Annotated in this window: 24 protein-coding genes and 1 pseudogene; 12 read left to right on the forward strand and 13 right to left on the reverse strand. The window is 58.8% G+C overall.

Annotated elements, in window-relative coordinates; translation table 11 throughout:
- Positions 1-60: 60 nt before the first annotated feature.
- A complete protein-coding gene (locus ARCT_RS0109990) occupies positions 61-1377 on the forward strand; it encodes a FliM/FliN family flagellar motor C-terminal domain-containing protein (RefSeq protein ID WP_027239946.1) in 1317 nt (438 codons plus the stop codon).
- Between the two features lie 349 nt (positions 1378-1726).
- Here the strand turns inward: ARCT_RS0109990 and ARCT_RS0109995 are convergent, their stop codons facing one another.
- The 4 genes from ARCT_RS0109995 to ARCT_RS0110010 form a co-directional block, all read right to left on the reverse strand.
- Positions 1727-2152 carry a TIGR01244 family sulfur transferase gene (locus ARCT_RS0109995; protein ID WP_027239947.1) on the reverse strand — a complete coding sequence of 142 codons (426 nt, stop codon included), beginning with the start codon at positions 2150-2152 and terminating at the stop codon, positions 1727-1729.
- A gap of 10 nt (positions 2153-2162) precedes the next feature.
- The gene (locus ARCT_RS0110000) at positions 2163-2597 is read right to left on the reverse strand and encodes a DUF6691 family protein (protein WP_027239948.1); all 435 of its coding nucleotides are present in this window, start codon (positions 2595-2597) and stop codon (positions 2163-2165) included.
- Positions 2597-3025 carry a YeeE/YedE family protein gene (locus ARCT_RS0110005; protein WP_027239949.1) on the reverse strand — a complete coding sequence of 143 codons (429 nt, stop codon included), beginning with the start codon at positions 3023-3025 and terminating at the stop codon, positions 2597-2599. The genes ARCT_RS0110000 and ARCT_RS0110005 overlap by 1 nt, the downstream gene beginning before the upstream one ends.
- A 238-nt stretch (positions 3026-3263) precedes the next feature.
- Positions 3264-4127, reverse strand: a complete 864-nt coding sequence (locus ARCT_RS0110010) for an MBL fold metallo-hydrolase (RefSeq protein ID WP_084300804.1) — start codon at positions 4125-4127, stop codon at positions 3264-3266.
- Positions 4128-4542: 415 nt separating this feature from the next.
- Here ARCT_RS0110010 and ARCT_RS0110015 point away from each other — a divergent pair, with 415 nt between their 5' ends.
- Positions 4543-4755, forward strand: coding sequence for a hypothetical protein (locus tag ARCT_RS0110015; protein WP_051360651.1), 213 nt, complete (start codon positions 4543-4545; stop codon positions 4753-4755).
- Positions 4756-4949: 194 nt separating this feature from the next.
- Here the strand turns inward: ARCT_RS0110015 and ARCT_RS0110020 are convergent, their stop codons facing one another.
- The gene (locus ARCT_RS0110020) at positions 4950-5168 is read right to left on the reverse strand and encodes a hypothetical protein (RefSeq protein WP_027239952.1); all 219 of its coding nucleotides are present in this window, start codon (positions 5166-5168) and stop codon (positions 4950-4952) included.
- A 346-nt stretch (positions 5169-5514) separates the two neighbouring features.
- Between ARCT_RS0110020 and ARCT_RS0110025 the strand changes: the two genes are divergently transcribed.
- The 4 genes from ARCT_RS0110025 (at position 5515) to preA (ending at position 9608) form a co-directional block, all read left to right on the forward strand.
- Positions 5515-5778: a DUF2312 domain-containing protein gene (locus tag ARCT_RS0110025; RefSeq protein ID WP_027239953.1), complete on the forward strand. Its 264-nt coding sequence runs from the start codon at positions 5515-5517 to the stop codon at positions 5776-5778.
- Between the two features lie 383 nt (positions 5779-6161).
- Positions 6162-6560, forward strand: a complete 399-nt coding sequence (locus ARCT_RS0110030; RefSeq protein WP_027239954.1) for a RidA family protein — start codon at positions 6162-6164, stop codon at positions 6558-6560.
- A gap of 350 nt (positions 6561-6910) precedes the next feature.
- Complete coding sequence (locus ARCT_RS0110040; RefSeq protein WP_027239955.1) at positions 6911-8245, forward strand: NAD(P)-dependent oxidoreductase; 1335 nt, start codon at positions 6911-6913, stop codon at positions 8243-8245.
- Positions 8246-8303: 58 nt separating this feature from the next.
- The gene (preA, locus tag ARCT_RS0110045; protein WP_027239956.1) at positions 8304-9608 is read left to right on the forward strand and encodes an NAD-dependent dihydropyrimidine dehydrogenase subunit PreA; all 1305 of its coding nucleotides are present in this window, start codon (positions 8304-8306) and stop codon (positions 9606-9608) included.
- Positions 9609-9729: 121 nt separating this feature from the next.
- Here preA and ARCT_RS0110050 read toward each other — a convergent pair whose 3' ends face one another.
- Positions 9730-10344, reverse strand: a complete 615-nt coding sequence (locus ARCT_RS0110050) for a TetR family transcriptional regulator C-terminal domain-containing protein (protein WP_027239957.1) — start codon at positions 10342-10344, stop codon at positions 9730-9732.
- Between the two features lie 254 nt (positions 10345-10598).
- Between ARCT_RS0110050 and ARCT_RS0110055 the strand changes: the two genes are divergently transcribed.
- The 6 genes from ARCT_RS0110055 to ARCT_RS0110085 all read left to right on the forward strand — a co-directional run bounded on the left by ARCT_RS0110055 (position 10599) and on the right by ARCT_RS0110085 (position 17635).
- On the forward strand, positions 10599-11849 hold the full coding sequence (locus ARCT_RS0110055; protein ID WP_027239958.1) for a Zn-dependent hydrolase: 1251 nt from the start codon (positions 10599-10601) through the stop codon (positions 11847-11849).
- 246 nt (positions 11850-12095) lie between these two features.
- Positions 12096-13550, forward strand: a complete 1455-nt coding sequence (gene hydA / locus ARCT_RS0110060) for a dihydropyrimidinase (RefSeq protein WP_027239959.1) — start codon at positions 12096-12098, stop codon at positions 13548-13550.
- A gap of 72 nt (positions 13551-13622) precedes the next feature.
- The gene (locus ARCT_RS0110065; RefSeq protein WP_027239960.1) at positions 13623-14474 is read left to right on the forward strand and encodes an ABC transporter ATP-binding protein; all 852 of its coding nucleotides are present in this window, start codon (positions 13623-13625) and stop codon (positions 14472-14474) included.
- A 36-nt stretch (positions 14475-14510) separates the two neighbouring features.
- The gene (locus tag ARCT_RS0110070; RefSeq protein WP_027239961.1) at positions 14511-15428 is read left to right on the forward strand and encodes an ABC transporter permease; all 918 of its coding nucleotides are present in this window, start codon (positions 14511-14513) and stop codon (positions 15426-15428) included.
- A gap of 154 nt (positions 15429-15582) precedes the next feature.
- Positions 15583-16428, forward strand: a complete 846-nt coding sequence (locus ARCT_RS0110080; RefSeq protein ID WP_027239962.1) for an ABC transporter permease — start codon at positions 15583-15585, stop codon at positions 16426-16428.
- 220 nt (positions 16429-16648) lie between these two features.
- Complete coding sequence (locus ARCT_RS0110085) at positions 16649-17635, forward strand: ABC transporter substrate-binding protein (protein WP_027239963.1); 987 nt, start codon at positions 16649-16651, stop codon at positions 17633-17635.
- A 125-nt stretch (positions 17636-17760) separates the two neighbouring features.
- On the opposite strand, the gene ARCT_RS0110090 is transcribed toward ARCT_RS0110085, so the two are convergent.
- The 7 genes and pseudogenes from ARCT_RS0110090 to ARCT_RS0110120 all read right to left on the reverse strand — a co-directional run bounded on the left by ARCT_RS0110090 (position 17761) and on the right by ARCT_RS0110120 (position 25289).
- Positions 17761-18261 carry a flavin reductase family protein gene (locus ARCT_RS0110090; RefSeq protein ID WP_027239964.1) on the reverse strand — a complete coding sequence of 167 codons (501 nt, stop codon included), beginning with the start codon at positions 18259-18261 and terminating at the stop codon, positions 17761-17763.
- A gap of 13 nt (positions 18262-18274) precedes the next feature.
- A complete protein-coding gene (locus ARCT_RS0110095; RefSeq protein ID WP_027239965.1) occupies positions 18275-19729 on the reverse strand; it encodes a 3'-5' exonuclease in 1455 nt (484 codons plus the stop codon).
- A gap of 3 nt (positions 19730-19732) precedes the next feature.
- Entirely contained in the window at positions 19733-20251 is a 519-nt protein-coding gene (locus tag ARCT_RS0110100) for a hypothetical protein (protein WP_027239966.1), read from the reverse strand.
- Positions 20252-20353: 102 nt separating this feature from the next.
- Positions 20354-22176 (reverse strand): annotated as a pseudogene (locus tag ARCT_RS25785) (DUF294 nucleotidyltransferase-like domain-containing protein).
- 150 nt (positions 22177-22326) lie between these two features.
- Positions 22327-24111, reverse strand: a complete 1785-nt coding sequence (locus ARCT_RS0110110; protein ID WP_027239967.1) for a sodium:solute symporter family protein — start codon at positions 24109-24111, stop codon at positions 22327-22329.
- Positions 24112-24113: 2 nt separating this feature from the next.
- Entirely contained in the window at positions 24114-24398 is a 285-nt protein-coding gene (locus ARCT_RS0110115; protein ID WP_027239968.1) for a DUF4212 domain-containing protein, read from the reverse strand.
- 207 nt (positions 24399-24605) lie between these two features.
- Entirely contained in the window at positions 24606-25289 is a 684-nt protein-coding gene (locus tag ARCT_RS0110120) for an adenylate kinase (protein WP_027239969.1), read from the reverse strand.
- Positions 25290-25294: the final 5 nt, after the last annotated feature.

Here is a 25294-nt window from a genome sequence, read left to right on the forward strand (position 1 = left end):
GTAACGAACCGGCGTTAAGACAATTAAAAAGGGAGCGCAAAACGTGCAGGTTGATGGCTGATGTCTGAAGCGGAAAAACAGCAAGCTGGTAACGGCGGGTCCGGTGGACTCGCGCGTAAACTTGCGGCGTCAAAGGATGGGGGGGCGGCTCAAAAAGGGTCTCTAACTCTCAAAGCCCTGCGTCGCTCGCTTGCCCGCGCGGCGTCAGAGCAATGCGATCTGCCACTGGCCGTTTTGGCGGCACGCCAGGTCAATCGTGCCCCCGAAGACCTGGTCGAGGTGCTTTCTGACAAGGATCTTCTGGTGGTTCTGGACGGTCCCGACGGCCGTATTGGCGCGGCCACCATGGATGCGGCTTTGGTTACGGCCTTGATCCAGAAACAGACCATTGGCCAGATCATGGGCAAGGCCCCGTCTGAGCGGAATTACACCCCAACCGATGCGGCAATGACTGCTGAGTTCCTGGAAAAGTCCTTTTCCAAGGTGCAGGCCTTGTTGCAGGGGGAAAGAGATCAGCTGATCTTTTCTGGGTATCGCTACGGGGCCCAGATCGAAGACGTGCGCTCGCTGATCCTGGGGATGGAGCGGGAAAACTACCGTCTGATCACGATGACGGTGGATTTGGCCATTGGGGCAATGCAGGGCGAGCTGAAGCTGATCCTGCCGGAACCCACCCTGGAGGAGCTAGGCCTGAGTGGTGCAAAACCCGGGCCTACTTTGGCTGGCGGCATGGGCGCCATGCGGGCGGAGCTTTCTGCGATTCTGTGTAAGGTCCGGGTGCCACTCAATGAATTCTCGGCCCTGAGGGTGGGTGAAGTTCTGCCACTGGATCAGGCCTTTTTGTATGAAACTGATTTGATCGACATTGGCGGCCAGTCAATTGCCAAGGGACGTCTGGGCCAGTTGAACGGCGCCCGCGCGGTGCGGTTGAGCACAGGGCGCCGGCAGCAGGCGGACCCTGCTCAAATGGGCGATGCGTTTGCCGATAGAATTGGGTCTGACGCGCCACCGGCTCTGCCTATGATCGAAGAGCCCGCGACGCTGGATCTGGGAATTGCGGCGCAGGATTTGCAAGATCCATTGGATGATCCGATGGGCTTTGCTGCGCCGGCCGGGGGGCTTGCCCTGGGCGGGATGGACTCCGATCCAGCTGGGATGGAGGATGACCTGAGTGATCTAGGTGCAGATTTCGGCGCGGACTTTGGGGGCGGCTTGGGTGGTGATCTGGGCGCGGATCTCGGCGCGGATCTGGCCGCATCCCCAATGGGGGAGTTCGCCGGGCTTGGCGACAGCATGAACCAGTTCAACCCGGATGACGCGGCCGCAGAAATCTCAAAACTCGCAGGCCTGGAAGGGGATTCCGCGCCTGGGCTTTGATGCCGCGCGGTGGCGCCTTTTGCAGGGGGATCCCGATCTGGGAGAGCGGTGCTTGGCGCCGTTTCATGTGTTGGAACATTGCCCCGCCTGCGAAATGGATTTGACAGTCGGCTTTTGCATGAATTTTTGCAGTGAACTTAAATCGTGGGCTTTCGCTGGCGGCTTTAGCGGTGGGCGGCGGCGGTGTCCTTGCAACAGGACATCAGACCAGAAACACAACAGGCCCGGCCAGAAATACAACAGGCCCGGCCAAAATGGCCGGGCCTGTTGCGGATAGAGAGAAGGTCAGGAGGCGCCGCGATTTTACACAACGGCAAAACGCTGCGAAAAAACAAGCGCTCCCATGTTCTTATGCGGTGGCGATTGATTCCAGCGTTGGCCGCAGACCATCCAACTGATAGCCCGCAGCGCTGGTTTTTTCCAGAATCTCGTCGGGGCTCATCTCGGTGGCAACCCCCAGCGACCAGATCACCGAACAGCGGGTTCCAGAGGCACAATAGGCCAGAACCGGACCTGGGCTTTCCTCATAAAAGGCACGCTGTTGCGCGACATTTTCAGGTGTCATGGTCTGATGGGTGAGCGGCAGTTCCCGAAAGACCAGCCCCGCTGCCTCGGCAGCGGCCCGAATGGCAGCGGCCTGATGGCTGGGCGGCACTTCGGAATCCGGGCGATTGCAAATCACCGTCTTGTATCCGTTGGCAACAATTTCAGGCATGTCTTCAGCCGAAATTTGCGGCGAGACGGAGTAGCGGGGGGTGATTACACGTGCATCCATATTGATTCCCTTAAACCTTCGCTGCCAGTCCGTCCAGTTGCCTGCCAAAAAATGGTGCAGCCGCCATGCCCAAAAGCATCGCTCCCATGAAGATAAGACCGCCAGAGCCATTGTAGCTGAGCGAGGCAACCGCCGGTCCGGGGCAGAGCCCGGCCAGACCCCAGCCCATGCCAAACAAGATTGATCCGATGATCAGCCGGTGATCCATTTCGGGGCGGGGGGGCGCTGGGAACTCGCCGCCGACCAGGGGGCGTCGCCCCTTGGTCAGGCGCCAGGCGACAAACATCGGTATAATGGCGCCGCCCATGACAAAGGCAAGGGTGGGGTCCCAGCTGCCAAAGACGTCAAGCCAGCCCTGCACCTTGGTGGTATCGGTCATACCGGACACAAAGAGCCCTGCGCCAAACAATGCGCCGGACAGAAGGGCGAGAAACAAACGCTGCATCAGATTACTCCCAATACGTGGCGGAACAGGACAATGGTGCCCCCCCCGGCCAGGATATAAAATACGGTGGCAACAATGCCGCGCAGGGACAGGCGGGAAATCCCACAGACCCCATGGCCCGAGGTGCAGCCATTGGCAATTCTGGTGCCAATCCCAACCAACAGGCCCGCAGCTATGATCACCGCGATATTGCTGGTCAGATGGGTGTCTACACCGCCTTTGTAGAAGGGCAAAAGCAGCATTGGGGTGCCCAGCACCGCAATCAAAAAGACCAGCCGTTCTGCTGCATTGCTACGGCCCGAGCCGTCAACCAGGCCACCAATGATGCCACTGGCGCCCATGATGCGGCCATTGCCAAGCAGGAAGACTGCGCCTCCCAGCCCGATGAGGCCGCCTCCGACGAGCCCCCAGATCCAATCCATTTCCATTTTCGCGCGTTCCTATTTTGTCAACTTGGATAGCGGGGTATAGGCAACCACTGGGGCAACCACTGGATAGCCATTTCCGCCGCGACGGGGAGGTCAGCCATGCCAGGATAGGCCCACATGGCCCAACTCACCTGACCTTATACGCCTCGCCTCGTACACCTGGTCCCGCATTCAGCCCCGACATAGGGGCAATGTTCTGGCGGAATGTCTCAGCGCCGCCAGAGCAATCTTCAGCGGCCTAAATCTTGTTTACCGGCAGTTTCAGGAAGATGTCTCCCTGTTCGTCCGGTTCCGGCATCTGTCCGGCCCGCATATTGACCTGCAATGAGGGCAGGATCAGCCGGGGCATCGCCAAGGTGGCATCGCGGGCGTCGCGCATTGCAGTGAACTCTTCCAGCGGGCGGCCCTCCCCGATATGCACGTTGAGCGCTTTTTGCTCTCCGACTGTGGTCTCCCAGGCATAGTCATCACGCCCCGGTGCCTTGTAGTCATGGCCAACAAAGATGCGGGTTTCGTCGGGCAGGGCCAGGATCTTTTGGATCGACTGGTACAGCATCTCGGACGAGCCGCCGGGGAAGTCACAGCGGGCGGTGCCAAAATCTGGCATGAACAGGGTGTCGCCAACAAAGGCGGCATCGCCAATCACATAGGTTAGGCAGGCAGGGGTATGGCCCGGCGTATGCAGCACCTCGCCGCGCAACTGGCCAACCATAAAGTGATCGCCCTCTTCGAACAAAGCGTCAAACTGGCTGCCATCGCGCTGAAAGGCGGTGCCTTCGTTGAAAACCTTGCCAAAGGTATCCTGCACCACGGTGATATTGGCCCCAATGCCAATCTTGCCGCCCAGGTGCTCTTGCAGATAGGGGGCCGCCGATAGATGGTCCGCATGCACGTGGCTTTCCAGGATCCACTCACATTTGAGCCCTTCCTGTTTGATCCAGGCAATGATCTGATCTGCCGAGGCCGTGTCAGTACGTCCCGAGGCATGGTCAAAATCCAAAACGGAATCGACAACAGCACAGGCAGGCCCCGCTGGATCCCGCAGAACATAGGATACTGTGTTGGTGGCCTCGTCGAAAAAGGCTTTGACGGTGGGGTTCATTATCTGGGCACTCCCTTTCGTTTCGATAGATATATACAAAATAAGGAATATGTTTCAAGTGCTGCGATAGCCTTGCATGGAGATTAGTCTAGAGACGCTGCAGGTCAGGGTCTTGAAAAAATCTGCTCAGGATGAATTTTGACCGTTTTGACTTGTCTCAATGACAGCAAAGCTGCGGTGGGCTAGGCAGACCCCCATGAGGGACAGGCTGAGGCCTTTTTACGGGGGTTTCAAGCCTCTTGGGATCTGACTTGGCTACACTGCCCTCACGGCCTGCCTGCAGGGGCGCCAGATCGTCCTGCATACAGGAGTTGGCGCCAGTGACTGCGCAGAGGAGCTGCTTGCGACAGAGGTTTTGCGACAGGGGTTTATGGCGAGGCCAGACTTGGGACAATTTTGGAGGAGATGAGATATCATGACACGCGCGTTGCTGAACCAAGCCGAGGAAATGGCAAAAACAATTCGTCAACAACCGCCACAGGACCGGCTGGCCCTGCGGCCTGAGTTTTCACGCCTCCTCAGCAATTTACGAATCGAAGGCGTCTCTGTGCCGCGTCACTTGCAGCAATTGGATACAGATCTGTCTGAAGAAGAGGCTGAGACCCAATTTGACAATATGCCCGTCTAAACAGATCGGCCATTTTGCCCAGCGTCTTTCCCGCTAGGTTGTCGCCTGTTCAGCGCGACAAGCCGGGTTGGGTGTGCAGCGCAGGGTTGGTCAGTACGGGTTTGGTCAGTACAGGTTTGGTCTGTGCGGGCACGGGACTCTTGGGTCGCGTGACGTGGCCCGCTGGCTTCCTGGCTTGGGGGGGGCTCAGACGGTTAGCCCAGAAAAATTCCCACCATGACAAGCATCAATCCAATAACCGACAGAAACAATGCGCCCAGATTATAGGGCAGAACTTTTTGCACAACAGCGCGCAGCGCCTCGTCGTCCAGGTTTTTCCCACGTGCGCGGACAACGTGCACGATGCACCACATCAGGCCAATCAGACCAGCAACCGACAGGGCGGCTCCGGCCCAGACGAGGATTTCAAACATAGCGCAGCTCCTGCATCACTTGCACAGCTGTGCGATTAGCGGATTGCCAGTGCAGACACAAGCCGCAGCGCCTTGGATCTCGATGCCGCTGCGGGGACCGGGGCAGGGCAGCAAAGCTGATATCTGGCTTGCACCCTTGCGGATGGCTCGTCCTGGTTGAGGAAGACACCGGGGCAGACTTGGGGGTAGGCCTGGGTGTAGACAGAAGCATCGGCCGGGGACAGACCGGCCCAGGGGCAAAGGCGAGAAATCGCGGCAGGCCGTTTCCTGTCTTGCGATAGGGCTGTTGTGTCGCTATCCCCTTGCCCCAATCCCTATCTCATGACAGCAGTAAAATGAGGCACCCATGACAGATCATGAAGACGCGAGCGACTCCTACAAAGTGACCGCAGGAGAGCTGCGCCAGTTCGTTGAACGTATCGAGCGGCTGGAGAGCGAAAAGAAAGACATCGCCGAACAAGTCCGCGAAGTCTACGCCGAGAGCAAATCCCGTGGCTATGACCAAAAAGCCCTGCGGGCCATTGTCAGCCTTCGCAAGCGCGACAAGGATGAGATCGCAGAACAGGAAGCCGTTCTGGAGATGTACAAAGAAGCTTTGGGGATGACCTGAAGACAAAGACCCATTCTGCCGCGACCCCTCATCGGTCGCTGCAGGGGGGCGCAATCGCCTAAATCCACCAGCCAAAGGCGGCTGGTCTGCGCGTTGCATGGCAGGCAGGCGATTGCGCAAGACCCTGAATTTACGCATCAAACCGGCGTGCGGATCACCTGATTAGCCTATCTTGCGCGGGTAAATGTCTGGCAAATGTCTTATGAATGCAGCACATCCCATCGGGGCTGTGGAGCGTGCCTCTCCTGCTGCAGGGCTGGGACTGAAATTGCTTCAGGGTTATAAATTTTAAGCTTGAAATATCCGCCGCGCTGCTTGATATTGCGGTAACAGCTGCTGCAGCCGCCAGTTTACCAGTGCCAAGTGACCAAAAGGAGAGCTCCATGCCTGCCATTTCTGTACATCCCGAAGGGTGGAAACCGGCCAAAGGCTATGCCAACGGTATGGTCGCCGAGGGAAAGCTGCTGTTTGTTGGTGGCCAGATTGGCTGGACTGCGGATCAGGTCTTTGAAGAGCATGGCTTTATTGGCCAAATGAGCCAGGCGCTGCGCAATATTCTGGATGTGGTAGAGACAGCAGGCGGGCAGGCGCGCGATATTACCCGCCTCACCTGGTATGTGACAGACAAGGCCGAATATCTGGCGCATCAAGCCGAGGTTGGCGCCGCATACCGCGCGGTCATGGGGTATCATTTTCCCGCGATGACCATGGTTGTTGTCTCGGCGCTGGTCGAAGATGAAGCCAAGATCGAGATCGAGGCAACGGCAGTTCTCCCCTCCTGAGCCCCCCACTAGACAACAGATTTTCTTAGAAGGCCGGTAGGGAAACCTCCGGCCTTTTGTGATGTTTCGGGGTCTTTTTCGCGGGCAAAGCAGCCGAGTTGCTGGGATCAAAGCAGCCGCTGAAAGTTCCATTTTGGTGCTGCAGGCGGGAAGGTCGAGAGTCTTTTGCTTTGTATTGTCCTGCGCCCAAGAAATGGGCGAGTGATAAGGTTTATATATTTCAATATGTTGGCCCTGATTGTTGTGATTTGGGTCTGTGTTTTTGCATTTTTCAAAATTTTACCAGTTGATAAAAAATCAAACTGTGGCACTCTTTGAGTCGAAGAAGAACACAGTCAGGGAGACACCCAATGGCGAGTAGCCATCAGGCATCAGGCATTCAGGCAGGGCGATTGGCCGCTGCTGATATCGCCGACAACTTTGGGGATCTGCACCCCGCTTATGACGCACATGAGGCCGCAGTGGCCGCGGATCGTTGCTATTTCTGCTATGATGCGCCCTGTATGACCGCATGTCCCACCAGCATTGATATTCCGCAGTTCATCCGCGAGATTCAGGCCGGGCATCCGTCTTCTGCTGCCAAGACCATTCTGGACCAGAATATCCTGGGTGGCATGTGTGCACGGGTCTGCCCCACAGAAACGCTCTGTGAAGAGGCCTGCGTCCGTGAAGCCGCCGAGGGCAAGCCGGTCGAGATAGGCCGGTTGCAGCGCTATGCCACCGACACAGTGATGGAAAAAGGCGTGCATCCCTTTAGCCGTGCCGCCAGCACGGGCAAGCGGGTGGCGGTTGTCGGCGCCGGTCCTGCGGGTCTGTCAGCAGCTCACCGTCTGGCGATGCTGGGCCATGACGTGGTCATCTATGACGCCAAGTCCAAGGCCGGTGGCCTGAACGAATTTGGCATCGCCGCCTATAAATCCACCGAAGATTTTGCCGCCCGCGAGGTCGACTGGCTGCTGAAAATCGGCGGTATCACCGTCGACTACGGCAAAAAGCTGGGCGCGGATCTATCGCTGGAGGCGCTGAAAGGCGATTTCGACGCTGTCTTCCTGTCAATCGGTCTGGCAGGGGTCAATGCCCTGCGCGCCGAAGGTGAAGACTTGAGCGGCGTGCGCGATGCTGTTGATTTCATCGAAGAGCTGCGCCAGGCTGAGGATCTTACCAAACTACCTGTTGGCCGCAATGTTGTGGTCATCGGTGGCGGCATGACAGCTGTTGACGCCGCCGTGCAGTCAAAACTGTTGGGCGCCGAAAACGTGACTATCGCCTATCGCCGCGACCGCGACGCGATGGGGGCCAGCCGGTTCGAACAAGATCTTGCGGCCTCCAAGGGGGTGACATTGATGTTCAACGTGATGCCCAAGGCGATCCATGGCAATGGCGCCGCCGCCGAGATCGAGCTGGAATATACCCAGGTCGAAGACGGTCGCGTTCGTGGCACTGGTGAGACAGTGCGCCTGGCCGCAGAGCAGGTCTACAAGGCCATCGGCCAAAGCCTGCAAGGTCAGCCCGACGCGGTTGCGCTGGAGGGTGGCAAGATCATGGTCGATGCCACAGGGCGCACCTCGGTGGCGAATGTCTGGGCCGGGGGCGACTGTGCCTCTGGTGGCGAAGATCTCACCGTGACTGCCGTGGCCGAAGGCCGCGACGCTGCAATGGACATCCATACAAGCCTGATGGGCTGAGCAAGCCAGGGTCGTTGCTGGTCAACGGCCCTAAGCGAGCATGAAAAGGGACAGACAAATGGCTGATCTGACAACAGAATTCCTGGGTATCAAATCCCCAAACCCGTTCTGGCTGGCCTCGGCGCCACCAACGGACAAAGAATATAACGTACGCCGCGCCTTTGAAGCAGGCTGGGGCGGTGTGGTCTGGAAGACCCTCGGCTCCGAAGGCCCCCCCGTGGTCAACGTCAACGGCCCGCGCTATGGCGCTATCTTTGGCGCCGACCGCCGGCTGCTGGGGTTGAACAACATCGAGCTGATCACGGATCGCTCGCTGGAGATCAACCTGGAAGAAATCACCCGCGTCAAAAAGGACTATCCGGACCGCGCCGTGATCGTGTCGATTATGGTGCCCTGCGAAGAGGAAGCCTGGAAGGCGATCCTGCCCAAGGTTGAGGCTACCGGTGCCGATGGGATCGAGCTGAACTTTGGCTGCCCGCACGGCATGGCCGAACGCGGCATGGGTGCGGCTGTGGGTCAGGTGCCTGAATACATCCAGATGGTCACCGAATGGTGCAAGAAATACTACTCCAAGCCCGTCATCGTAAAGCTGACGCCCAATATCACCGATGTGCGTTTCCCCGCACGTGCGGCCAAGGCCGGCGGCGGTGATGCGGTCAGCCTGATCAATACCATCAACTCGATTGTCTCAGTTGATCTGGACCAGATGGCGCCCGAGCCAACCGTTGGCGGTAAGGGCACCCATGGGGGCTATTGTGGCCCTGCGGTAAAACCAATTGCGATGAATATGGTTGCGGAAATCGCCCGCTGCCCCGAAACCCATGATCTGCCGATCTCGGCCATTGGCGGTGTCACCACCTGGAAAGACGCGGCAGAATTCATGGCGCTGGGGGCGGGCAATGTGCAGGTCTGCACCGCCGCCATGACCTATGGGTTCAACGTGGTGAAAGAGATGATTTCCGGCCTGTCCAACTGGATGGATGAAAAGGGCTATACCTCGACCGAAGACTTCATCGGCATGGCGGTTCCAAATGTCACCGACTGGCAGTATCTGGATCTGAACTTCATCGCCAAGGCCAAGATCAATCAGGAAGACTGCATCAGCTGTGGCCGTTGTTTTGCCGCCTGCGAAGACACCTCGCACCAGGCCATCGAGATGAGCGCCGACCGTGTCTTTACCGTTAAAGATGATGAATGTGTGGCCTGTAACCTCTGCGTGAATGTTTGCCCGATTGAGGGCTGCATCACCATGGAAGAGGTTCCCGCTGGCCAGATTGATGAGCGCACCGGAAAAGTGGTGTCGGGTGAATATGCCAACTGGACAACCCATCCCAATAACCCCTCTGCCACCGCTGCAGAGTGAGGTAACCGGCCCAAGGGGCTGATTTAAATGAAAAAGGCAGCGTTTTGACGCTGCCTTTTTTGGTTTGGCTATATTGTTGTATGGCGCAGAGACCTGGGCGAGCTATTGGAGTTAACCAATGTTAACTTGTTGGCGTAAGCATCCGGCGATACAGGGTTTCCAGGAATTCTGGGGCCGCATCAAAGGGGTCTTCCGGCCCCATCAGCATCCGCACCTGAACGTCAAAATCCGCATAGTGCTGGGTCAGGGCCCAGATCGAAAACATCAGATGTTTGGGGTGGGTGGTGTTGATTTTTCCCGCCGCCATCCAGCCGGTCAGGACGGCTTCCTTTTCTGCCAGAAGATCCCGCAGATCGGTGGATAATGCGTCCAGCATACGCGGCGCCCCCTGCACGATTTCATTGGCAAACAGGCGGCTTTCGCGCGGGTAATCCCGGCTCATCTGCAGCTTGCGCTGCACATAGGCGAGGATCTCTTCCAGCGGTTCACCCGCAGCGTCGATCTCGCGCATCGGGTCAAGCCAGGTATCCAATAGTTCAGACAGCAGGGCGGTGAACATCGCCTCCTTGGAGGGGAAATAATACAGCAGATTCGGCTTGGACAGCCCGGCCTGACTGGCAATTTGATCCACCGTGGCACCGCGAAACCCATGGGTCGAGAAGACCTCAAGCGCGGCCTCCAGGATGGCGGCGCGATTCTTTTTCTGGATACGGGTGGGTGATCGGTCCTTGGGCATAGTGGATAAGCGATCCTTAACGTCCGTTGTGCGGGTTTGAGCGCCCGCAATTTGCGCATTGCCCCGGTTTTCATGGGGATTCCAGAGCCAAAATGACTCAATTTCTTGACTGGTGGTCTCTCCGTGATAGCGTGAGTTTGACCAGTTGGTCAAATCCATCTCTTTGGGTGCAGGCCAACGATTCAAAGCCACCGATTGGTGCCAAGCCAAGAATAACCCGCAAGATCAGCGGGGGGAACAGGAAGGAAGCTGCGATGACGTCTTTGGGACAGAATCTAAAAATCAACGGCGATCGGCTCTGGGAGAGCCTGATGGAGATGGCCAAGGTCGGCCCCGGTGTCGCAGGGGGCAACAATCGCCAGACCTTGACCGATGAAGATGCCGAAGGGCGCGCCTTGTTCCAGAAATGGTGCGAAGAGGCGGGCTGCACCATGGGGCTGGATCAGATGGGCAATATGTTTGCCCGCCGCGAAGGCACCGATCCGGAGGCGTTGCCGGTCTATGTGGGCTCGCACTTGGATACCCAGCCAACCGGCGGCAAATACGATGGTGTGCTTGGGGTTCTTGCTGGGCTGGAGCTGATCCGTTCGCTCAATGACATGGGCATCAAGACCAAACATCCCATTGTGGCTACGAATTTTACCAACGAGGAAGGCACCCGTTATGCTCCGGCCATGCTGTCGTCAGGGGTTTTTGCGGGCATTCACACCCAGGACTGGGCCTATGACCGGGTTGACGCCGAGGGCAAGTCATTTGGCGATGAGTTGAAGCGGATCGGCTGGCGTGGCGAGGAAGAGGTTGGCGCGCGCAAAATGCATGCCTTTTTTGAGCTGCACATCGAGCAGGGCCCCATTCTGGAAGCCGAGGGCAAGGATATTGGCGTGGTCACCCATGGCCAGGGCCTGAGCTGGACCGAAGTGACCATTACCGGCAAGGATGCCCATACCGGGTCGACCCCGATGCCGATGCGCCGCAACGCGGGCCTCGCCATGGCGCGGGTGCTGGAAGCGGTGGATGAAATTGCCTGGTCCCATGCGCCAAGCGCCGTTGGCGCGGCAGGTCATATTGACGTCTATCCAAACTCGCGCAATGTGATCCCTGGCAAGGTGGTCTTTACCGTCGATTTCCGCTCGCCCGAGTTGGAAGTCATCGAGGATATGGAGCTGCGGCTGCGCGAAGAGGGCAAGGATATCGTCGAGGCCTTGGATATGCAGATCACCTTTGAAAAGGTCGGCGGCTTTGACCCGGTGAAATTTGATGAGACCTGTGTGGCGGCGGTGCGCAATGCGGCCGAGCGTCTGGGCTATTCGCATCTGGATATCATTTCCGGCGCCGGCCATGATGCCTGCTGGATCAACCGGGTGGCGCCAACTGCGATGATCATGTGCCCCTGTGTGGATGGTCTGAGCCACAACGAGGCGGAAGAGATCAGCAAGGACTGGGCCGAGGCTGGCGGCAATGTGTTGTTTCACGCGGTTGTCGAAACGGCTGAGATCGTTTCCTGATAGAGTAGCAAGGGGACGGGGCGCTGCTCTCAAAAAGGGAAGGGGCGCGCCTCTCAAAGGACGGAGCGCTGCCCCTAAAAGGAGGGGGCGCTGCCCCCGCGGCCCTGGCGGGCCGCTCCCCCGGGATATTTTTGGCCAACTGAAGAGGGGCCAAGAGAACACTGAAGAGGGGCCAAGAGAACAGGGAACTGGTCCCAAAACCAGATAAAAGTGGCGCAAAATGCGCCCGAGACAGGGAGTTTTACCATGACTAAAGTCATCAAGAACGGGACAATTGTCACCGCGGATCTCACCTATAAGTCGGATGTTTTGATTGAAGGTGGGGTGATCACCGCAATCGGGCCGGATCTTAAGGGCGATGAAGAGTTGGATGCCACTGGCTGTTATGTCATGCCGGGCGGGATTGACCCGCATACCCATCTGGAAATGCCCTTTATGGGCACCTATTCGACGGATGATTTTGAAAGCGGTACGCGGGCTGGTCTGGCGGGGGGCACCACCATGGTGGTGGATTTTGCGCTGCCAAATCCGGGTGAGAGCCTGCTGGATGCCTTGAAGCGTTGGGATAATAAATCCACCCGGGCGAACTGTGATTATTCCTTCCACATGGCGGTGACCTGGTGGGGCGAGCAGGTCTTTGACGACATGAAGACCGTGATCGAGACCCGTGGTATCAATACCTTCAAGCATTTCATGGCCTATAAGGGCGCTTTGATGGTCAATGATGACGAGATGTATTCCAGCTTTCAGCGTCTGGCGGAACTGGGCGGTATTGCCATGGTGCATGCGGAAAACGGTGATGTGGTGGCGGAGCTGTCGGCGAAGCTGCTCGCCGAGGGCAATACCGGCCCCGAGGCGCATGCCTATTCGCGCCCGCCCCAGGTGGAAGGCGAGGCCACCAACCGGGCCATCATGATTGCGGATATGGCGGGGGTGCCGCTTTATGTGGTGCATACCTCCTGTGAGGACAGCCACGAGGCCATTCGCCGGGCGCGGATGCAGGGCAAACGGGTCTGGGGCGAGCCGCTGATCCAGCATCTGACGCTGGATGAGAGCGAATATTTCAATCCCGATTGGGATCATGCCGCGCGCCGGGTGATGTCGCCGCCGTTCCGCAACAAGAAACATCAGGACAGCCTTTGGGCGGGTCTTCAGTCTGGCTCGCTTTCGGTTGTGGCCACCGATCACTGTGCGTTCTCGACTGAGCAGAAACGCTATGGGGTGGGGGATTTCACCAAGATCCCCAATGGCACGGGTGGGTTGGAAGACCGGATGCCGATGCTGTGGACCCAAGGCGTTGCCACGGGTCGGATCACGCCAAATGAATTTGTTGCCGTGACCTCGACCAATATTGCCAAGATCCTGAATTGTTATCCCCAAAAGGGTGCGGTTCTGGTTGGCGCCGATGCCGATCTGGTGGTCTGGGATCCGGAAAAGTCAAAAACCATTGCCGCCAGCACCCAGCAGTCTGCCATCGATTATAATGTCTTTGAGGGCCATGAGGTGAAAGGTCTGCCGCGCTTTACCCTGAGCCGAGGCCAGGTGGCTGTGCAGGACGGCGAAATCCGCACCCAGGAAGGCCATGGCCGGTTTGTTGAGCGCCAGGCCAATACAACCGTGAACAAGGCGCTGTCGACCTGGAAAGAGCTGACTTCTCCGCGTCCCGTTGAACGCTCTGGCATTCCCGCAACTGGCGTTTAATCAAAGAGCAGGGCTGCGCCGGGGGAGCCCCCCTCGTGTGCGGCCCGCTTATAGTCTGAACAAGGCGAAGACATGAATACTCAAACGACTACCCAGGCCGATGCTCCCCAGGCCGATTCTCTCCGGGCCCATGCCCCAGAGGGTGCCCCCGAGGCCGTCGTCGAAGCAAAAAACCTGGATCTGGTTTTTCCGACAAATGACGGTCCCGTACAGGCGCTGAAGGATGTGAACCTCACCATCAACAAGGGGGATTTTGTCTCCTTTATTGGCCCCTCGGGCTGCGGCAAAACCACCTTTCTGCGGGTGATGGCGGCGCTGGAACATCCCACTGGTGGATCTATCACCGTAAATGGCATGACCCCGGATGAGGCGCGCAGGCAGCGCGCCTATGGCTATGTGTTTCAGGCGGCCGGCCTGTACCCCTGGCGCAGCATTGCCAAGAACATCAAGCTGCCGCTTGAAATCATGGGCTATTCCAGGGCCGAACAGGACAAGCGGGTCGAACAGGTGCTGGAGCTGGTGGAGCTTACGGGCTTTGGCGGCAAATATCCCTGGCAATTGTCGGGGGGGATGCAGCAGCGCGCCAGCATCGCCCGGGCGCTGGCCTTTGATGCGGATATCCTGCTGATGGATGAGCCCTTTGGGGCGCTGGACGAGATTGTGCGCGATCACCTGAATGAGCAGCTCTTGAAACTTTGGGCGCGTACCAACAAGACCATCGGCTTTGTCACCCATTCGATCCCGGAGGCGGTCTATCTGTCGACCAAGATCGTGGTGATGAGCCCGCGCCCCGGTCGCATTACCGATGTGATCGAGAGTACCTTGCCGCGCGAGCGCCCGCTGGATATTCGCGACAGTCAGGAATTCATCGATATCGCCCATCGGGTACGCGAAGGTCTGCGGGCAGGGCATGGCGATGATTGATGCTCTGGTTTTGACAACAGCCGGGGAGGGGGCAGTATGAAAACCTTTTTTTCCGTTCTGACGGTGCTCGCGGCGATTGTGGCCTTTTGGTATGCGGCCTGCGTGCCGATGAACATCAAGGGCGTGTTGGATGCGGCGGAACGGGGCGGGGCCGAAGTCATGCCTGCGACCTCGAAAGCGCGGCGCGATATGGGGGCCTTTGGTCTGGTGGCTGGCAATTCCTTTGCCATTGCCGATACCTTTGCCCAGGACCGCCCGCGCCTGCCGGCGCCGCATCAGGTGATATCTGAGCTGTGGGAGACCACGGTGATGAAAAAACTCACCTCAAAACGCTCGCTTGTCTATCACGCGCAGGTGACGCTCACGGCGACCCTTTTGGGGTTTGTCATTGGCACCGGTCTGGGAATTCTGCTGGCCGTGGGCATCGTGCATTCACGGGTGATGGATATGTCGGTGATGCCCTGGGCCATTGTCAGCCAGACCATCCCGATTATTGCGCTGGCGCCGATGATCATTGTGGTGCTCTACTCGATCGGGGTGCAGGGGATCCTGCCCAAGGCGATCATATCGGCCTATCTCAGCTTCTTTCCTGTGGTGGTTGGCATGGTGAAGGGCCTGCGCAGCCCGGATGCGATGCAGCTGGATCTGCTGAAAACCTATAGTGCCAATACCGCGCAGGGGTTTTGGAAGCTGCGTTTGCCCTCGTCGATGCCCTATCTGTTTACCTCGCTGAAAATTGGCATCGCGGCCTCGCTGCTGGGGGCCATCGTGGGGGAGTTGCCAACCGGGGCTGTTTCGGGTCTGGGCGCGCGTCTGTTGGCGGGCAGCTATTATGGTCAGACGGTGCAGATCTGGTCAGCGCTGTTTGCGGCGGCCATTCTGGCGGGGCTTTTGGTGGCGCTGCTGGAGCTGATCGAGAAGATCGTGTTGAAACGGATGGGAATGCAGCCATGATGAGACAGCGCATGATGAGACTGTGCCTGATGAGACTGTGGCAGTGGGGCGCTGCCCCCGCCGCAAAAATGCGGCTCCCCCGGGATATTTTGGGCCAAATGAAGCCCGTGGTGTCGGCGCCGATCAGGCCCCGGCTGGGCAGCGGAGGTGTCAGATGATTTTGGTGTTTCTTGCGGTTTTGGTCTGGTGTCTGGGGTGGTGGTTGAACAGCCGTTTGGCCAATGGGCACCGCGCGGATACCCGGGCTGTGAAGCTTTTGGTGCCGGTGATCTTTGGTGTCACGGTGTTACTGGTCTGGGAACTTATGGTGCGCGGGCTTGCGGTTTCGATGGTGATCCTGCCAGCACCGAGCCTTATTGCCGAGCGCTTGGTATCGTCGTTGCCGATCCTGTGGAAGGATCTGGCGCAGACCTTTTTGAAAGGGGCCTTGTCTGGCTATATCATGGGCTGCGGTGCGGCCTTGCTGATGGCAGTGGCGGTGGATCGCAGCGATTTCCTGCGTCGCGGGCTGCTGCCTGTGGGCAATTTTGTCGCCGCTCTTCCCATTGTTGGCACCGCGCCCATTTTGGTGATGTGGTTTGGCTTTGATTGGCAGTCCAAGGCGGCTGTGGTTGTGGTCATGGTGTTCTTTCCGATGCTGGTGAACACGGTGGCTGGTCTGCGCGAGACCTCTGCCATGCAGCGGGATCTGATGCAGACCTATGCGGCCAGCTATTGGCAGAGCTTTTTCAAACTGCGCCTGCCGGCGGCTTTGCCCTTTATCTTCAACGGTTTGAAAATCTCGACCACCCTGGCGCTGGTGGGCGCAATTGTGGCGGAGTTCTTTGGCTCTCCCACCGTGGGCATGGGGTTTCGGATCTCGACCAGCGTCGGGCAACTGGCCCTGGATATGGTCTGGGCCGAGATTGTCATGGCGGCTTTGGCGGGGTCGTTTTTCTACGGGGCGATTGCCCTGATGGAGAAAAGCCTGACCTTCTGGCACCCCTCGCAACGGGGATAAACGAACAATCCATCGCGTGAGATGAATTGCGCGGTGGATTTTCCAGAGGAGCGCTCTGGCAGAGGCCCATGAGAGTGGTGAAAAATCAGTCATTGGCCGAAAAGAAACGCTCAATTGCTGCGCGAAGAGGCAGAATGCCTAACAACAACTTAAGAATAATATTTGATCGAAGGGTCAAATTCGCGCTAGCGTTCATCATAACCAACGGGAGAACGATCTCATGAAACACATTTTGACAGCCGCCGGTCTGGCGCTTGCATCTGTCGGCGCGGCCCAGGCTGCGGATGACGTGAAACTGCAGCTGAAATGGGTTACACAGGCACAGTTCGCTGGCTACTATGTGGCACTGGACAAGGGCTTTTATAGCGCTGAAGACCTGAATGTAACCATCCTGCCAGGTGGCCCGGACATTGCCCCAACTCAGGTGATTGCAGGCGGTGGCGCCGATGTCACGGTGGAGTGGATGCCTGCGGCCCTGGCGGCGCGTGAAAAGGGCCTGCCGCTGGTCAATATCGCCCAGCCTTACAAAAGTTCCGGCATGCAGCTGACCTGCTGGAATGACACCGGCATCGCGGCACCTGAAGACCTGTCCAACCGCACCCTGGGTGTTTGGTTTTTTGGCAATGAATTCCCCTTCATGAGCTGGATGGGCAAGCTGGGCATCTCGACCGAAGCCAAGGGTGAGATGGGCGTCGAAGTTCTGAAACAGGGCTTTAACGTTGATCCGCTGTTGCAGCGTCAGGCCGATTGCATTTCCACCATGACCTACAATGAATACTGGCAGGTGATTGATGCCGGGGTTTCCGAAGATGAGCTGATCACCTTCAAATATGAGGATCAGGGCGTCGCCACGCTGGAAGATGGTCTGTATGTTCTGGAAGAGAACCTGAACGATCCTGCCTTTGTCTCCAAGATGGAGCGCTTTGTGCGCGCCTCGATGCAGGGGTGGAAATATGCCGAAGCCCATCCTGATGAGGCTGCGGAAATCATCCTTGAAAACGATGCCTCTGGCGCACAGACCGAAGTTCACCAGCAGCGCATGATGCGCGAAGTGGCCAAGCTCACAGCGGGCAGCAATGGCGCGCTTGATGTGGCGGACTATGAGCGCACAGTGCGGACCCTGCTGGAAGGTGGCTCATCGCCAGTGATCACCAAGATGCCCGAGGGTGCCTGGACCCATTTGATTTCTGACGCGGCTTTGAAATAAGTCTTTTGCGTCCTGCTCCAGACCGTGGCGTGGGACGCTGGGAAACATAATGAAACCCGCTTAACCTGATGGTTTGGCGGGTTTTTTTGCTCGATCTTTGTGGTCCTGATGGCAGGTGCAGCGGTCTAAATCTGTTCCAGAAAGCCGCCGTATTGACCGCGCTTAAAGACCAGGCCGTTGCCCGGGCAGGTGGTGACCTGGGTGACTTGGCCCAGAATAATGGTGTGATCCCCGGCGGGGTAGCTGTCAAAATGCTGGCACTCGAACCGGGCGATAAAGCCGGGCAGGGCCGGGGTTCCGGCGTCGCTTTGGCGCCAGTTTCCAGCGGTGAAACCCTTACCGTTGCGGGCAAAATGCTGTGCCTGGCTGAGCTGGTCTTCGGCCAGCACGTGAATGGCAAAGCGCTGTGCGGTGACAAAGGCATCGTGGCGCAGTGAGCTGCGATCGGGACACCAGAGCAAGAGAGGCGGTTGCATCGAGACGGAGGTGAAACTGTTGACCGTAATTGCCAGCGGGCCGCTGTCCGTCTGGGTGGTCACCACGGTGACTCCGGTGGCAAAGCAGCCCAGAGCATCCCGATAAGCCCGGGCCGTATCGGCGCCGGGAATAAAACTGGTTTGTGGCATCGCGCGCCTCGCTTCAGGTCTTTTTGCCTGCCTGCCATGTGCTGCCGTGATTGTCCACAGGGTTCAGGTCTTCCAGCAACCGACCATGGCGGCGGGTCTGTTCAATCACCTGTGCCAGGCTGTTAAGCCCGCGGGCCTGCAACATGGGGATCATCTGCACCAGTGCGCGGGCGGTTGCATCGGCGTCGCCCAGGGCCGTGTGGCGCAGGGCGGGGGGAATGATGATGTCCAGCCGTTTGCAAAGCGCGTCCAGCGTATGCGGTACCGAGGCACCAAACAGCACCGCGCTCAGCAGGACCGTATCCAGAATAGGTTGGTCCCAGGCCAGCCCGGTTGCCTTGGCGTGACGCCGCAGGAAGGCCATGTCAAACGGCGCGTTATGGGCCACGATGACCGCATCAGTGGCAAAGAGGTGAAACTTGGCCGCCGCAGTGGAGATCTTTGGGGCGCCCTGCACCATGGCGGTGCTTACCCCATGCACTCGGGTCGAAGCCTCGGGGATCGGGCGCCCCGGGTCAACCAGGGTGTCAAACTGCTCGCTCTCGATCAGGCGCCCATTCAATACCCTGACTGCACCAATCTGTACGATTTCGTCCTTATGCGGCAAAAGCCCGGTGGTTTCAGTGTCAAACACCGTAAAACACAGCTCATTCAGCGGCCGCTCCCCGATGTCCTGCAGGGGGCGGTCCAGCAGGTCAAAATCATAGACGATGGGGCGCGCAGCCTCTGGCGCAATTCTGGCAACAGAGGCATCAAAGATCAGCACGTAGCCCTCGCCCTGGCCCAGCGGTTTCAGGCTGACGGAATAGCGCTGCGCCTGATCGCGGCCGCAGACCTGCGCTTGCACCTCTGTGCCGGACTTGTTCATCTGATCATAGGCCGCTTCCAAAGCCACCCGGTCCAGATAGTCAAACAGGCGGGCATTCAGGCGCGGATGGGCGATCTGCGCCAGGACCGTTGCCGCCTGGGCATCATACAAGACGATGCGATGATCGGGCCCCAGCATCACCGTGGCCACCGGCAGCTCGCTCAACAGGGCCGTCAAGCGACGCTTGTCTGCCTCCAACCGGGCCGTTTCCTTGGCGATATTGCGGGCTGTAAGCTGGGTGGTGTCGCCCACCTGTCCCGCCAGCCCGGCAGCCGCCGGCGCCAGATCGCCCAAGTAACGCGCGGTCTTTGCGTCGATGCCGCGCGACACGCCGCCATGGGCGCGCAGCCGCATTTCAGCGGCGAGGATCTCGATTGGTTTGGCAACATTTTCGTCAAACAGCAGCCAGATACCAGCGCAAAGCCCAAGGATTGCAAAGGTGCCCAACAGGCCGGCAAAGATAAAGGGATCCAACAGGGCAGGCGTCGCCGCCCGTTCAAAGCTGAGCCAGAGACTGCCGAGGCTGACAGCAATCGCGCCAAGGGCCAGCAGGCAAAAGAACAGAAAAATCCGCAGGCGCAGGCTCAGATGGGTCAACATGAGTTAACTTCCGCAGATACTTAGCAAGAGGTGATCTTCTGCAGGCGGCGAGACCCAGTTGACGCCATGAATGCCGCCATCCTGCGCAAGGTTTGTCTCGGCCTCCACCGCAGCGCGTCGCCAGCTGGCGCAATCGGCGGCGATGCTAAGCTGGCTGATCGGGGCCCAGCGGCCAAAAAAGAACACCTCAGCCAGATGTTGATCGGGCTGCTTGGGGTGGCTGCGCATGGTGGCAAGATCAACCGCGACAAAGCGTTCGTTCAGCGGCACAATATAGGTCCAGGGCCGATAAAAACTGCGGCTCTCAACCGTGTCAGCCACCACCAGTCCTGCGGGCAGGCTGGTCAGGGTGCGGCTGTACCAACTGTACTCTGACGTCACGGTGACAGCGATCATCGCCAGGCCAGCAGCGACCGGGGCCAGCCAGCGCGGCAGCCGGGTTCCGGTGACACTGTTGATCAGCATCACCACCCCGGCGACAGCGATGCCGGCAAAAATCACAGCAATCAGTTCCAGAAACATAAATTACCCTCGCGATTGCCCGGTGGTTTTGTCAAACCGCCGGTTTTATCTTTCCCATAATAGCCCCGCCCAAGGCTCCTGCAGAAGCAACAGGCGGGTTCGCTAGCTCAGCAGTCCAGTACCGTGACCCAGCGCGGATTGCATGGTCTTTACCACCACAAAGGCATCGCGTAGATGACTTCGCTCAAAGTCGGACAAATTTGATGGCGCCAGATAGTTGTCCGGGGCGGCTCCCTGGCGCACCAGGGCGGCCTGGTGTTCCAGCCGGGTTTGGGCAATCAGATCATAGGCATCCAGAAGATCACGGGCCCCACTGGCGCTGATCACCCCACTGGCGGCTGCTGCCTCCAGACGCGCGCGGGTATTGACCGGCGAAATTTTTCCCTGCAGCGCGTAGATACGGCCCAGGTCGGTGACCGGCACCACGCCATTGTGCTTCATATCCAGGGTGTTGCGGTGCTCGCCGGACCGAATGGTGGCAAACCCCTGAGCAGCCCCAGCGGCGGCGTATGTTTCAGCGCATTGGAGGTCATATGGGCTACAAAGATTGAATTGGCGCAGGCCGAAGCCAGAACGCTGCTTTGCAAACCCTCAAACAGCGCGACATCGCCGCCAATAGGACGCAGATCAAACATCACCGAGGCCAGCATCTGGGCTTCGGGGGCGGGTTTGTTGATCCAGCCGCCAAAATAGTCGCGCCAGACGTGCAATGGCTGACGCCAGCGGGGATTGGTCGCCATCATATCGCCCGGACAATAGACATAGCCGCAGGTATTGAGCCCCTCGCAGACAAAGGCGGCGAGGGCGGCAAAATAGGCGTCGTCCTGGGGCTGGGCCTCATCCGACAGGATCAGGCAATTGTCCTGATCCGACACGCCTGTCTGCTCTTGGCGCCCCTGGCTGCCACAGGCGAGCCACAGATAGGGGACGGGAGAGGGCCCAAGCGTTTCTTGTGCAAGGGTGAGCAACCGCCGGGTCACGGTGTCGGCAATATCGGTGATCAGCCGCGTCACCACCTCATGGCGATTGCCGCCTGCCACCAGCTGCACCAGCAGCCGGGGGATTTCAGCGGTAACCTTGGCCATTTCCTCGGCGCTGTTGGCGCGGGCGATGCTGGAGACCAGCTCGGCTGAGCTGACCGCCTGAAACCGGGTGAGGTCGGTCTGGGTGATGATGCCCAACAGCTGGTCGTTTTGCACCACCGGGATATGGCCAATGTGATGTTCCATCATCGCATGCAGCACATCCGAGCCAATAGCCGAAGGCGGCAGGCTGCGGGGATTTTTGGTCATGATCTGCGACACCGGGGTGGAGAAGGGCAGCCCCTCGGCCAGCAGCTTTTCGGTCAGGTCACGGGTGGTCAGGATGCCCAGCAGGCGGTCGCCCTCGCTGATGCAGACACAGGAGATATGATGCGCGCGCATCAGCTGCGCCGCCCCCTGGCAGGTCAGACCAGGCGAGCAGGTCACCGGTGGCGCCGCCATAAAGCTTTCGGCGCGGGTGGTGGTGAGACCATTTTGAATGGGAGTATCGGGACGGCGGCGATCAAAAAAACGGGTGACCGACGGTTCTGCCTGCATCAACAGGGCAAAATCTTTGCGCGGGAGCAGCAGCAGCACCGTTGCAGTACTGGCCCGCGCCGAGGTAGCCGCGCGACCGCCGCGCGTCAGCCCGCGCTCGCCAAAGGAATTGCGCGGCCCCAGGATCGAGATCGCCATATGGTTTTCGTCAAAGACCTCGACTTCGCCGTGATACACCAGATACAGCCCGGCAAGATCGGCGCCCAGCTCATAAATCATCTCACCTGGATTGACCGACAGGATTTGAAACTTTGGAGCCAGATCCCGCAATGTGCTCTGCTTCAGGCTGTCATAGGGATGTACAGAGGTGAGAAAGCGGATCCGGTCGGTTTCGGAAATTGGCATCAAAGCACCTCTATGAATAAGGGCAACTTGGGACGACGGGGAGACCCGCCCGGGCGATAACCGGGGCGGGCATCAGGATGGGCTGGACGGACCATATGGGGGATACCCCGAGGGAGGAGTGACCCGTCCAGCTACCGATCCGGTGAGGGATCAGTGATCCTGTGCCGTACCGGCGCCACGGGGGATACGCACGCTTTCGACCAGATCTTTGATCTCTTGCGGGGTTTCCCTGGTGATGCTGGCCACCAGATAGGCCGTGGCAAAGTTGATCGCAGCGCCAATGGCTCCAAAGGAGGTTGACTTGATCGTGCCCAGCAGCGGATCTGCATCGGTAAAGGAGTTGGTGTCCGGAATGAACAGCCAGCCCTTGTGCAGGAAGATGTAGATCAGGGTAACGCCCAGACCCGCCAGCATACCGGCCACAGCCCCGGTGTTGTTGATCTTCTTGGAGAAGATCCCCATCATCAGCGCCGGGAAGATCGAGGCCGCCGCCAGACCAAAGGCCAGCGCAACAGTCTGCGCCGCAAAGCCGGGAGGGTTGAGGCCAAGATAGGTGGCAACCGCGATGGCCACGGCCATGGCAATACGCGCCGACATCAGCTCGCCTTTTTCCGAGATATTCGGATTGATCGAGCCTTTGATCAGATCGTGCGACACAGCGGAAGAGATCGCCAGCAGCAGACCAGCCGCCGTTGACAGCGCCGCCGCCAGACCACCCGCCGCCACCAGACCAATGACCCAAGAGGGCAGGTTGGCGATTTCAGGGTTGGCCAGCACCAGGATATCGCGGTTGAAGTTGGTCAGCTCGTTGCCTTCCCAGCCCATGTCAGCCGCCTTGGCCTGCATATCCGCATTTTTATCGTTGTAATACTGGATATGGCCATCGCCGTTCTTGTCTTCCCAGGCCAAGAGCCCGGTTTTTTCCCAGGTGGCCATCCAGTCGTAGCGGGCATCGTTTTCGATCTGCTCGACGGAAACCGCCTGCGCATCGGTGCCATTGGGCCACATCATATCGGTGATATTCAGGCGCGCCATGGCGCCAACCGCAGGCGCGGTGAGGTAGAGCAACGCAATGAACACCAGCGCCCAGCCAGCCGACCAACGGGCATCAGCGACGCGCGGTACGGTGAAGAAGCGCATGATCACATGGGGCAGGCCGGCGGTGCCGATCATCAGCGACAGGGTAAACAGCACCATGTTGAAGGTATCGGCATGGTGAGCGGTATATTCATTAAAGCCAAGCTCACGCACAATGGCGTCGAGTTTCGCCAGCAAAGGCTCACCGCTTGCAACGTGATCGCCAAACAGACCCAGTGCGGGGATTGGGTTGCCGGTCAGTTGCAGCGAGATGAAGATGGCCGGGATGGTATAGGCCATGATCAACACGCAGTACTGCGCAACCTGGGTATAGGTCACGCCCTTCATGCCGCCGAACACCGCGTAGGCGAATACAACACAGGCGCCGATCAGCAGGCCAGTGGTATTGGAGACCTCCAGAAAGCGGCCAAAGGCGACGCCAACGCCGGTCATCTGGCCGATCACATAGGTGGTAGAGGCGACGATCAGGCAGATCACCGCCACGATACGCGCGGTTGGGCTGTAGAACCGATCACCGATGAACTCGGACACGGTGAACTTGCCGAACTTGCGCAGATAGGGGGCGAGCAGCAGGGCCAGCAGAACATAGCCACCGGTCCAGCCCATCAGGAAGGAGGAGTTGTCATAGCCGGTAAAGGCGATGAGACCCGCCATCGAGATGAACGAGGCCGCCGACATCCAGTCGGCCGCTGTCGCCATACCGTTGGTGACAGGGTGCACGCCGCGCCCCGCCGCGTAGAATTCAGACGTGGAGCCCGCACGGGCCCAGATCGCGATGCCGATGTAGAGCGCAAAAGACGTGCCTACAAACAGCAGGTTGATGGTAAACTGATCCATGATTACTCCTCCTCGACGCCGAATTCACGGTCCAGCTTGTTCATGCGGAAGGCGTAGAAAAAGATCAGGGCCAAAAAGACCAGGATTGATCCCTGCTGGGCAAACCAAAAGCCCAGGTCAGTGCCGCCGACAGCGATGCCGGACAGCATCGGACGCAGCAGAATGCCAAAGCCAAATGAAACGACAGCCCAGATCACCAGGCTGACAAGAATGATCCGCACATTGGCCTGCCAATACCCCTTATCGGCATCGGCTGTCTGTGCAGCATTTGTTGTGTGATCCGCCATGGCGGCTTCTCCTTTTTTCTCCAGGACCTGATTGGGGGGTCAATCAGGCAAACGCTCTCTGTTTGCCCGCGCCACTGTCTTGAGAAGACAGGGCATCGGGCATGGCTCCGCCGATGTGCTGGCCCGAGGGGCAGCAGAGGTCGTTGGATTTTCCGGTTTGTTGGGTGGGGGCTGGCAGAGCAGGCCAGCCCCCTGGAAATTCAGATCTTACGTGGTCGCTTGGGTCACGATCTTGGCCAGACCATCGGAGATGGTGTTGATGTCTCCCATGGCATCAATTGTCTTCAGCGCGCCTTTGCCGTCGTAATAGGCAATGAGCGGCGCTGTCTGTTCGTGATAGGCCGCCAGACGGCTGGCAACGGTTTCGGCGTTGTCATCGGCGCGGCGGGTCATGTTTTCACTGCCACATTTGTCGCATTTTCCGGCAACTGCGGGCTGCTTGAAGCTGTCGTGATAGCCCTCACCGCAGCCGCCACAGGTGTAGCGGCCAGAGACCCGGGCCACCATGGCGCTGTCGTCCACTTCCAGGCTGATGGCGGCGTTGATCTTTTGCCCGGTTTCAGCCAGCAGAACATCCAGGGCTTCGGCCTGAACCGTGGTGCGCGGGAAGCCATCCAGGATGACCCCCTTGGCACAATCTGGTTCTGCCAGACGGTCACGCAGAATGTTGATGACAATCTCATCCGAGACCAGACCACCGGATTCCATCACCGCCTTGGCGGCATTGCCAGCGGTGGTGCCTGCGGCGACAGCTGCCCGCAACAGATCCCCGGTTGAGAGTTGGACGAGGCCAAACTTCTCTTCCAGAACACGAGCTTGTGTTCCCTTCCCGGCGCCAGGAGGGCCGAGAAGGATCAAAACAGCAGGGCGGGTCATTACATCTGTTGTCATGCTGC

Source organism: Pseudophaeobacter arcticus DSM 23566 (assembly GCF_000473205.1).
GTDB classification, from domain to species: Bacteria; Pseudomonadota; Alphaproteobacteria; order Rhodobacterales; family Rhodobacteraceae; genus Pseudophaeobacter; species Pseudophaeobacter arcticus.

Bases quoted from the DNA above. Each gene is read 5' to 3' on its own strand.
- ARCT_RS0109990 (WP_027239946.1), top strand. From the start codon at position 61: ATGTCTGAAGCGGAAAAACAGCAAGCTGGTAACGGCGGGTCCGGTGGA.
- ARCT_RS0109995 (WP_027239947.1), bottom strand. From the start codon at position 2,152: ATGGATGCACGTGTAATCACCCCCCGCTACTCCGTCTCGCCGCAAATT.
- ARCT_RS0110000 (WP_027239948.1), bottom strand. From the start codon at position 2,597: ATGCAGCGTTTGTTTCTCGCCCTTCTGTCCGGCGCATTGTTTGGCGCA.
- ARCT_RS0110005 (WP_027239949.1), bottom strand. From the start codon at position 3,025: ATGGAAATGGATTGGATCTGGGGGCTCGTCGGAGGCGGCCTCATCGGG.
- ARCT_RS0110010 (WP_084300804.1), bottom strand. From the start codon at position 4,127: ATGAACCCCACCGTCAAAGCCTTTTTCGACGAGGCCACCAACACAGTA.
- ARCT_RS0110015 (WP_051360651.1), top strand. From the start codon at position 4,543: ATGACACGCGCGTTGCTGAACCAAGCCGAGGAAATGGCAAAAACAATT.
- ARCT_RS0110020 (WP_027239952.1), bottom strand. From the start codon at position 5,168: ATGTTTGAAATCCTCGTCTGGGCCGGAGCCGCCCTGTCGGTTGCTGGT.
- ARCT_RS0110025 (WP_027239953.1), top strand. From the start codon at position 5,515: ATGACAGATCATGAAGACGCGAGCGACTCCTACAAAGTGACCGCAGGA.
- ARCT_RS0110030 (WP_027239954.1), top strand. From the start codon at position 6,162: ATGCCTGCCATTTCTGTACATCCCGAAGGGTGGAAACCGGCCAAAGGC.
- ARCT_RS0110040 (WP_027239955.1), top strand. From the start codon at position 6,911: ATGGCGAGTAGCCATCAGGCATCAGGCATTCAGGCAGGGCGATTGGCC.
- preA (WP_027239956.1), top strand. From the start codon at position 8,304: ATGGCTGATCTGACAACAGAATTCCTGGGTATCAAATCCCCAAACCCG.
- ARCT_RS0110050 (WP_027239957.1), bottom strand. From the start codon at position 10,344: ATGCCCAAGGACCGATCACCCACCCGTATCCAGAAAAAGAATCGCGCC.
- ARCT_RS0110055 (WP_027239958.1), top strand. From the start codon at position 10,599: ATGACGTCTTTGGGACAGAATCTAAAAATCAACGGCGATCGGCTCTGG.
- hydA (WP_027239959.1), top strand. From the start codon at position 12,096: ATGACTAAAGTCATCAAGAACGGGACAATTGTCACCGCGGATCTCACC.
- ARCT_RS0110065 (WP_027239960.1), top strand. From the start codon at position 13,623: ATGAATACTCAAACGACTACCCAGGCCGATGCTCCCCAGGCCGATTCT.
- ARCT_RS0110070 (WP_027239961.1), top strand. From the start codon at position 14,511: ATGAAAACCTTTTTTTCCGTTCTGACGGTGCTCGCGGCGATTGTGGCC.
- ARCT_RS0110080 (WP_027239962.1), top strand. From the start codon at position 15,583: ATGATTTTGGTGTTTCTTGCGGTTTTGGTCTGGTGTCTGGGGTGGTGG.
- ARCT_RS0110085 (WP_027239963.1), top strand. From the start codon at position 16,649: ATGAAACACATTTTGACAGCCGCCGGTCTGGCGCTTGCATCTGTCGGC.
- ARCT_RS0110090 (WP_027239964.1), bottom strand. From the start codon at position 18,261: ATGCCACAAACCAGTTTTATTCCCGGCGCCGATACGGCCCGGGCTTAT.
- ARCT_RS0110095 (WP_027239965.1), bottom strand. From the start codon at position 19,729: ATGTTGACCCATCTGAGCCTGCGCCTGCGGATTTTTCTGTTCTTTTGC.
- ARCT_RS0110100 (WP_027239966.1), bottom strand. From the start codon at position 20,251: ATGTTTCTGGAACTGATTGCTGTGATTTTTGCCGGCATCGCTGTCGCC.
- ARCT_RS0110110 (WP_027239967.1), bottom strand. From the start codon at position 24,111: ATGGATCAGTTTACCATCAACCTGCTGTTTGTAGGCACGTCTTTTGCG.
- ARCT_RS0110115 (WP_027239968.1), bottom strand. From the start codon at position 24,398: ATGGCGGATCACACAACAAATGCTGCACAGACAGCCGATGCCGATAAG.
- ARCT_RS0110120 (WP_027239969.1), bottom strand. From the start codon at position 25,289: ATGACAACAGATGTAATGACCCGCCCTGCTGTTTTGATCCTTCTCGGC.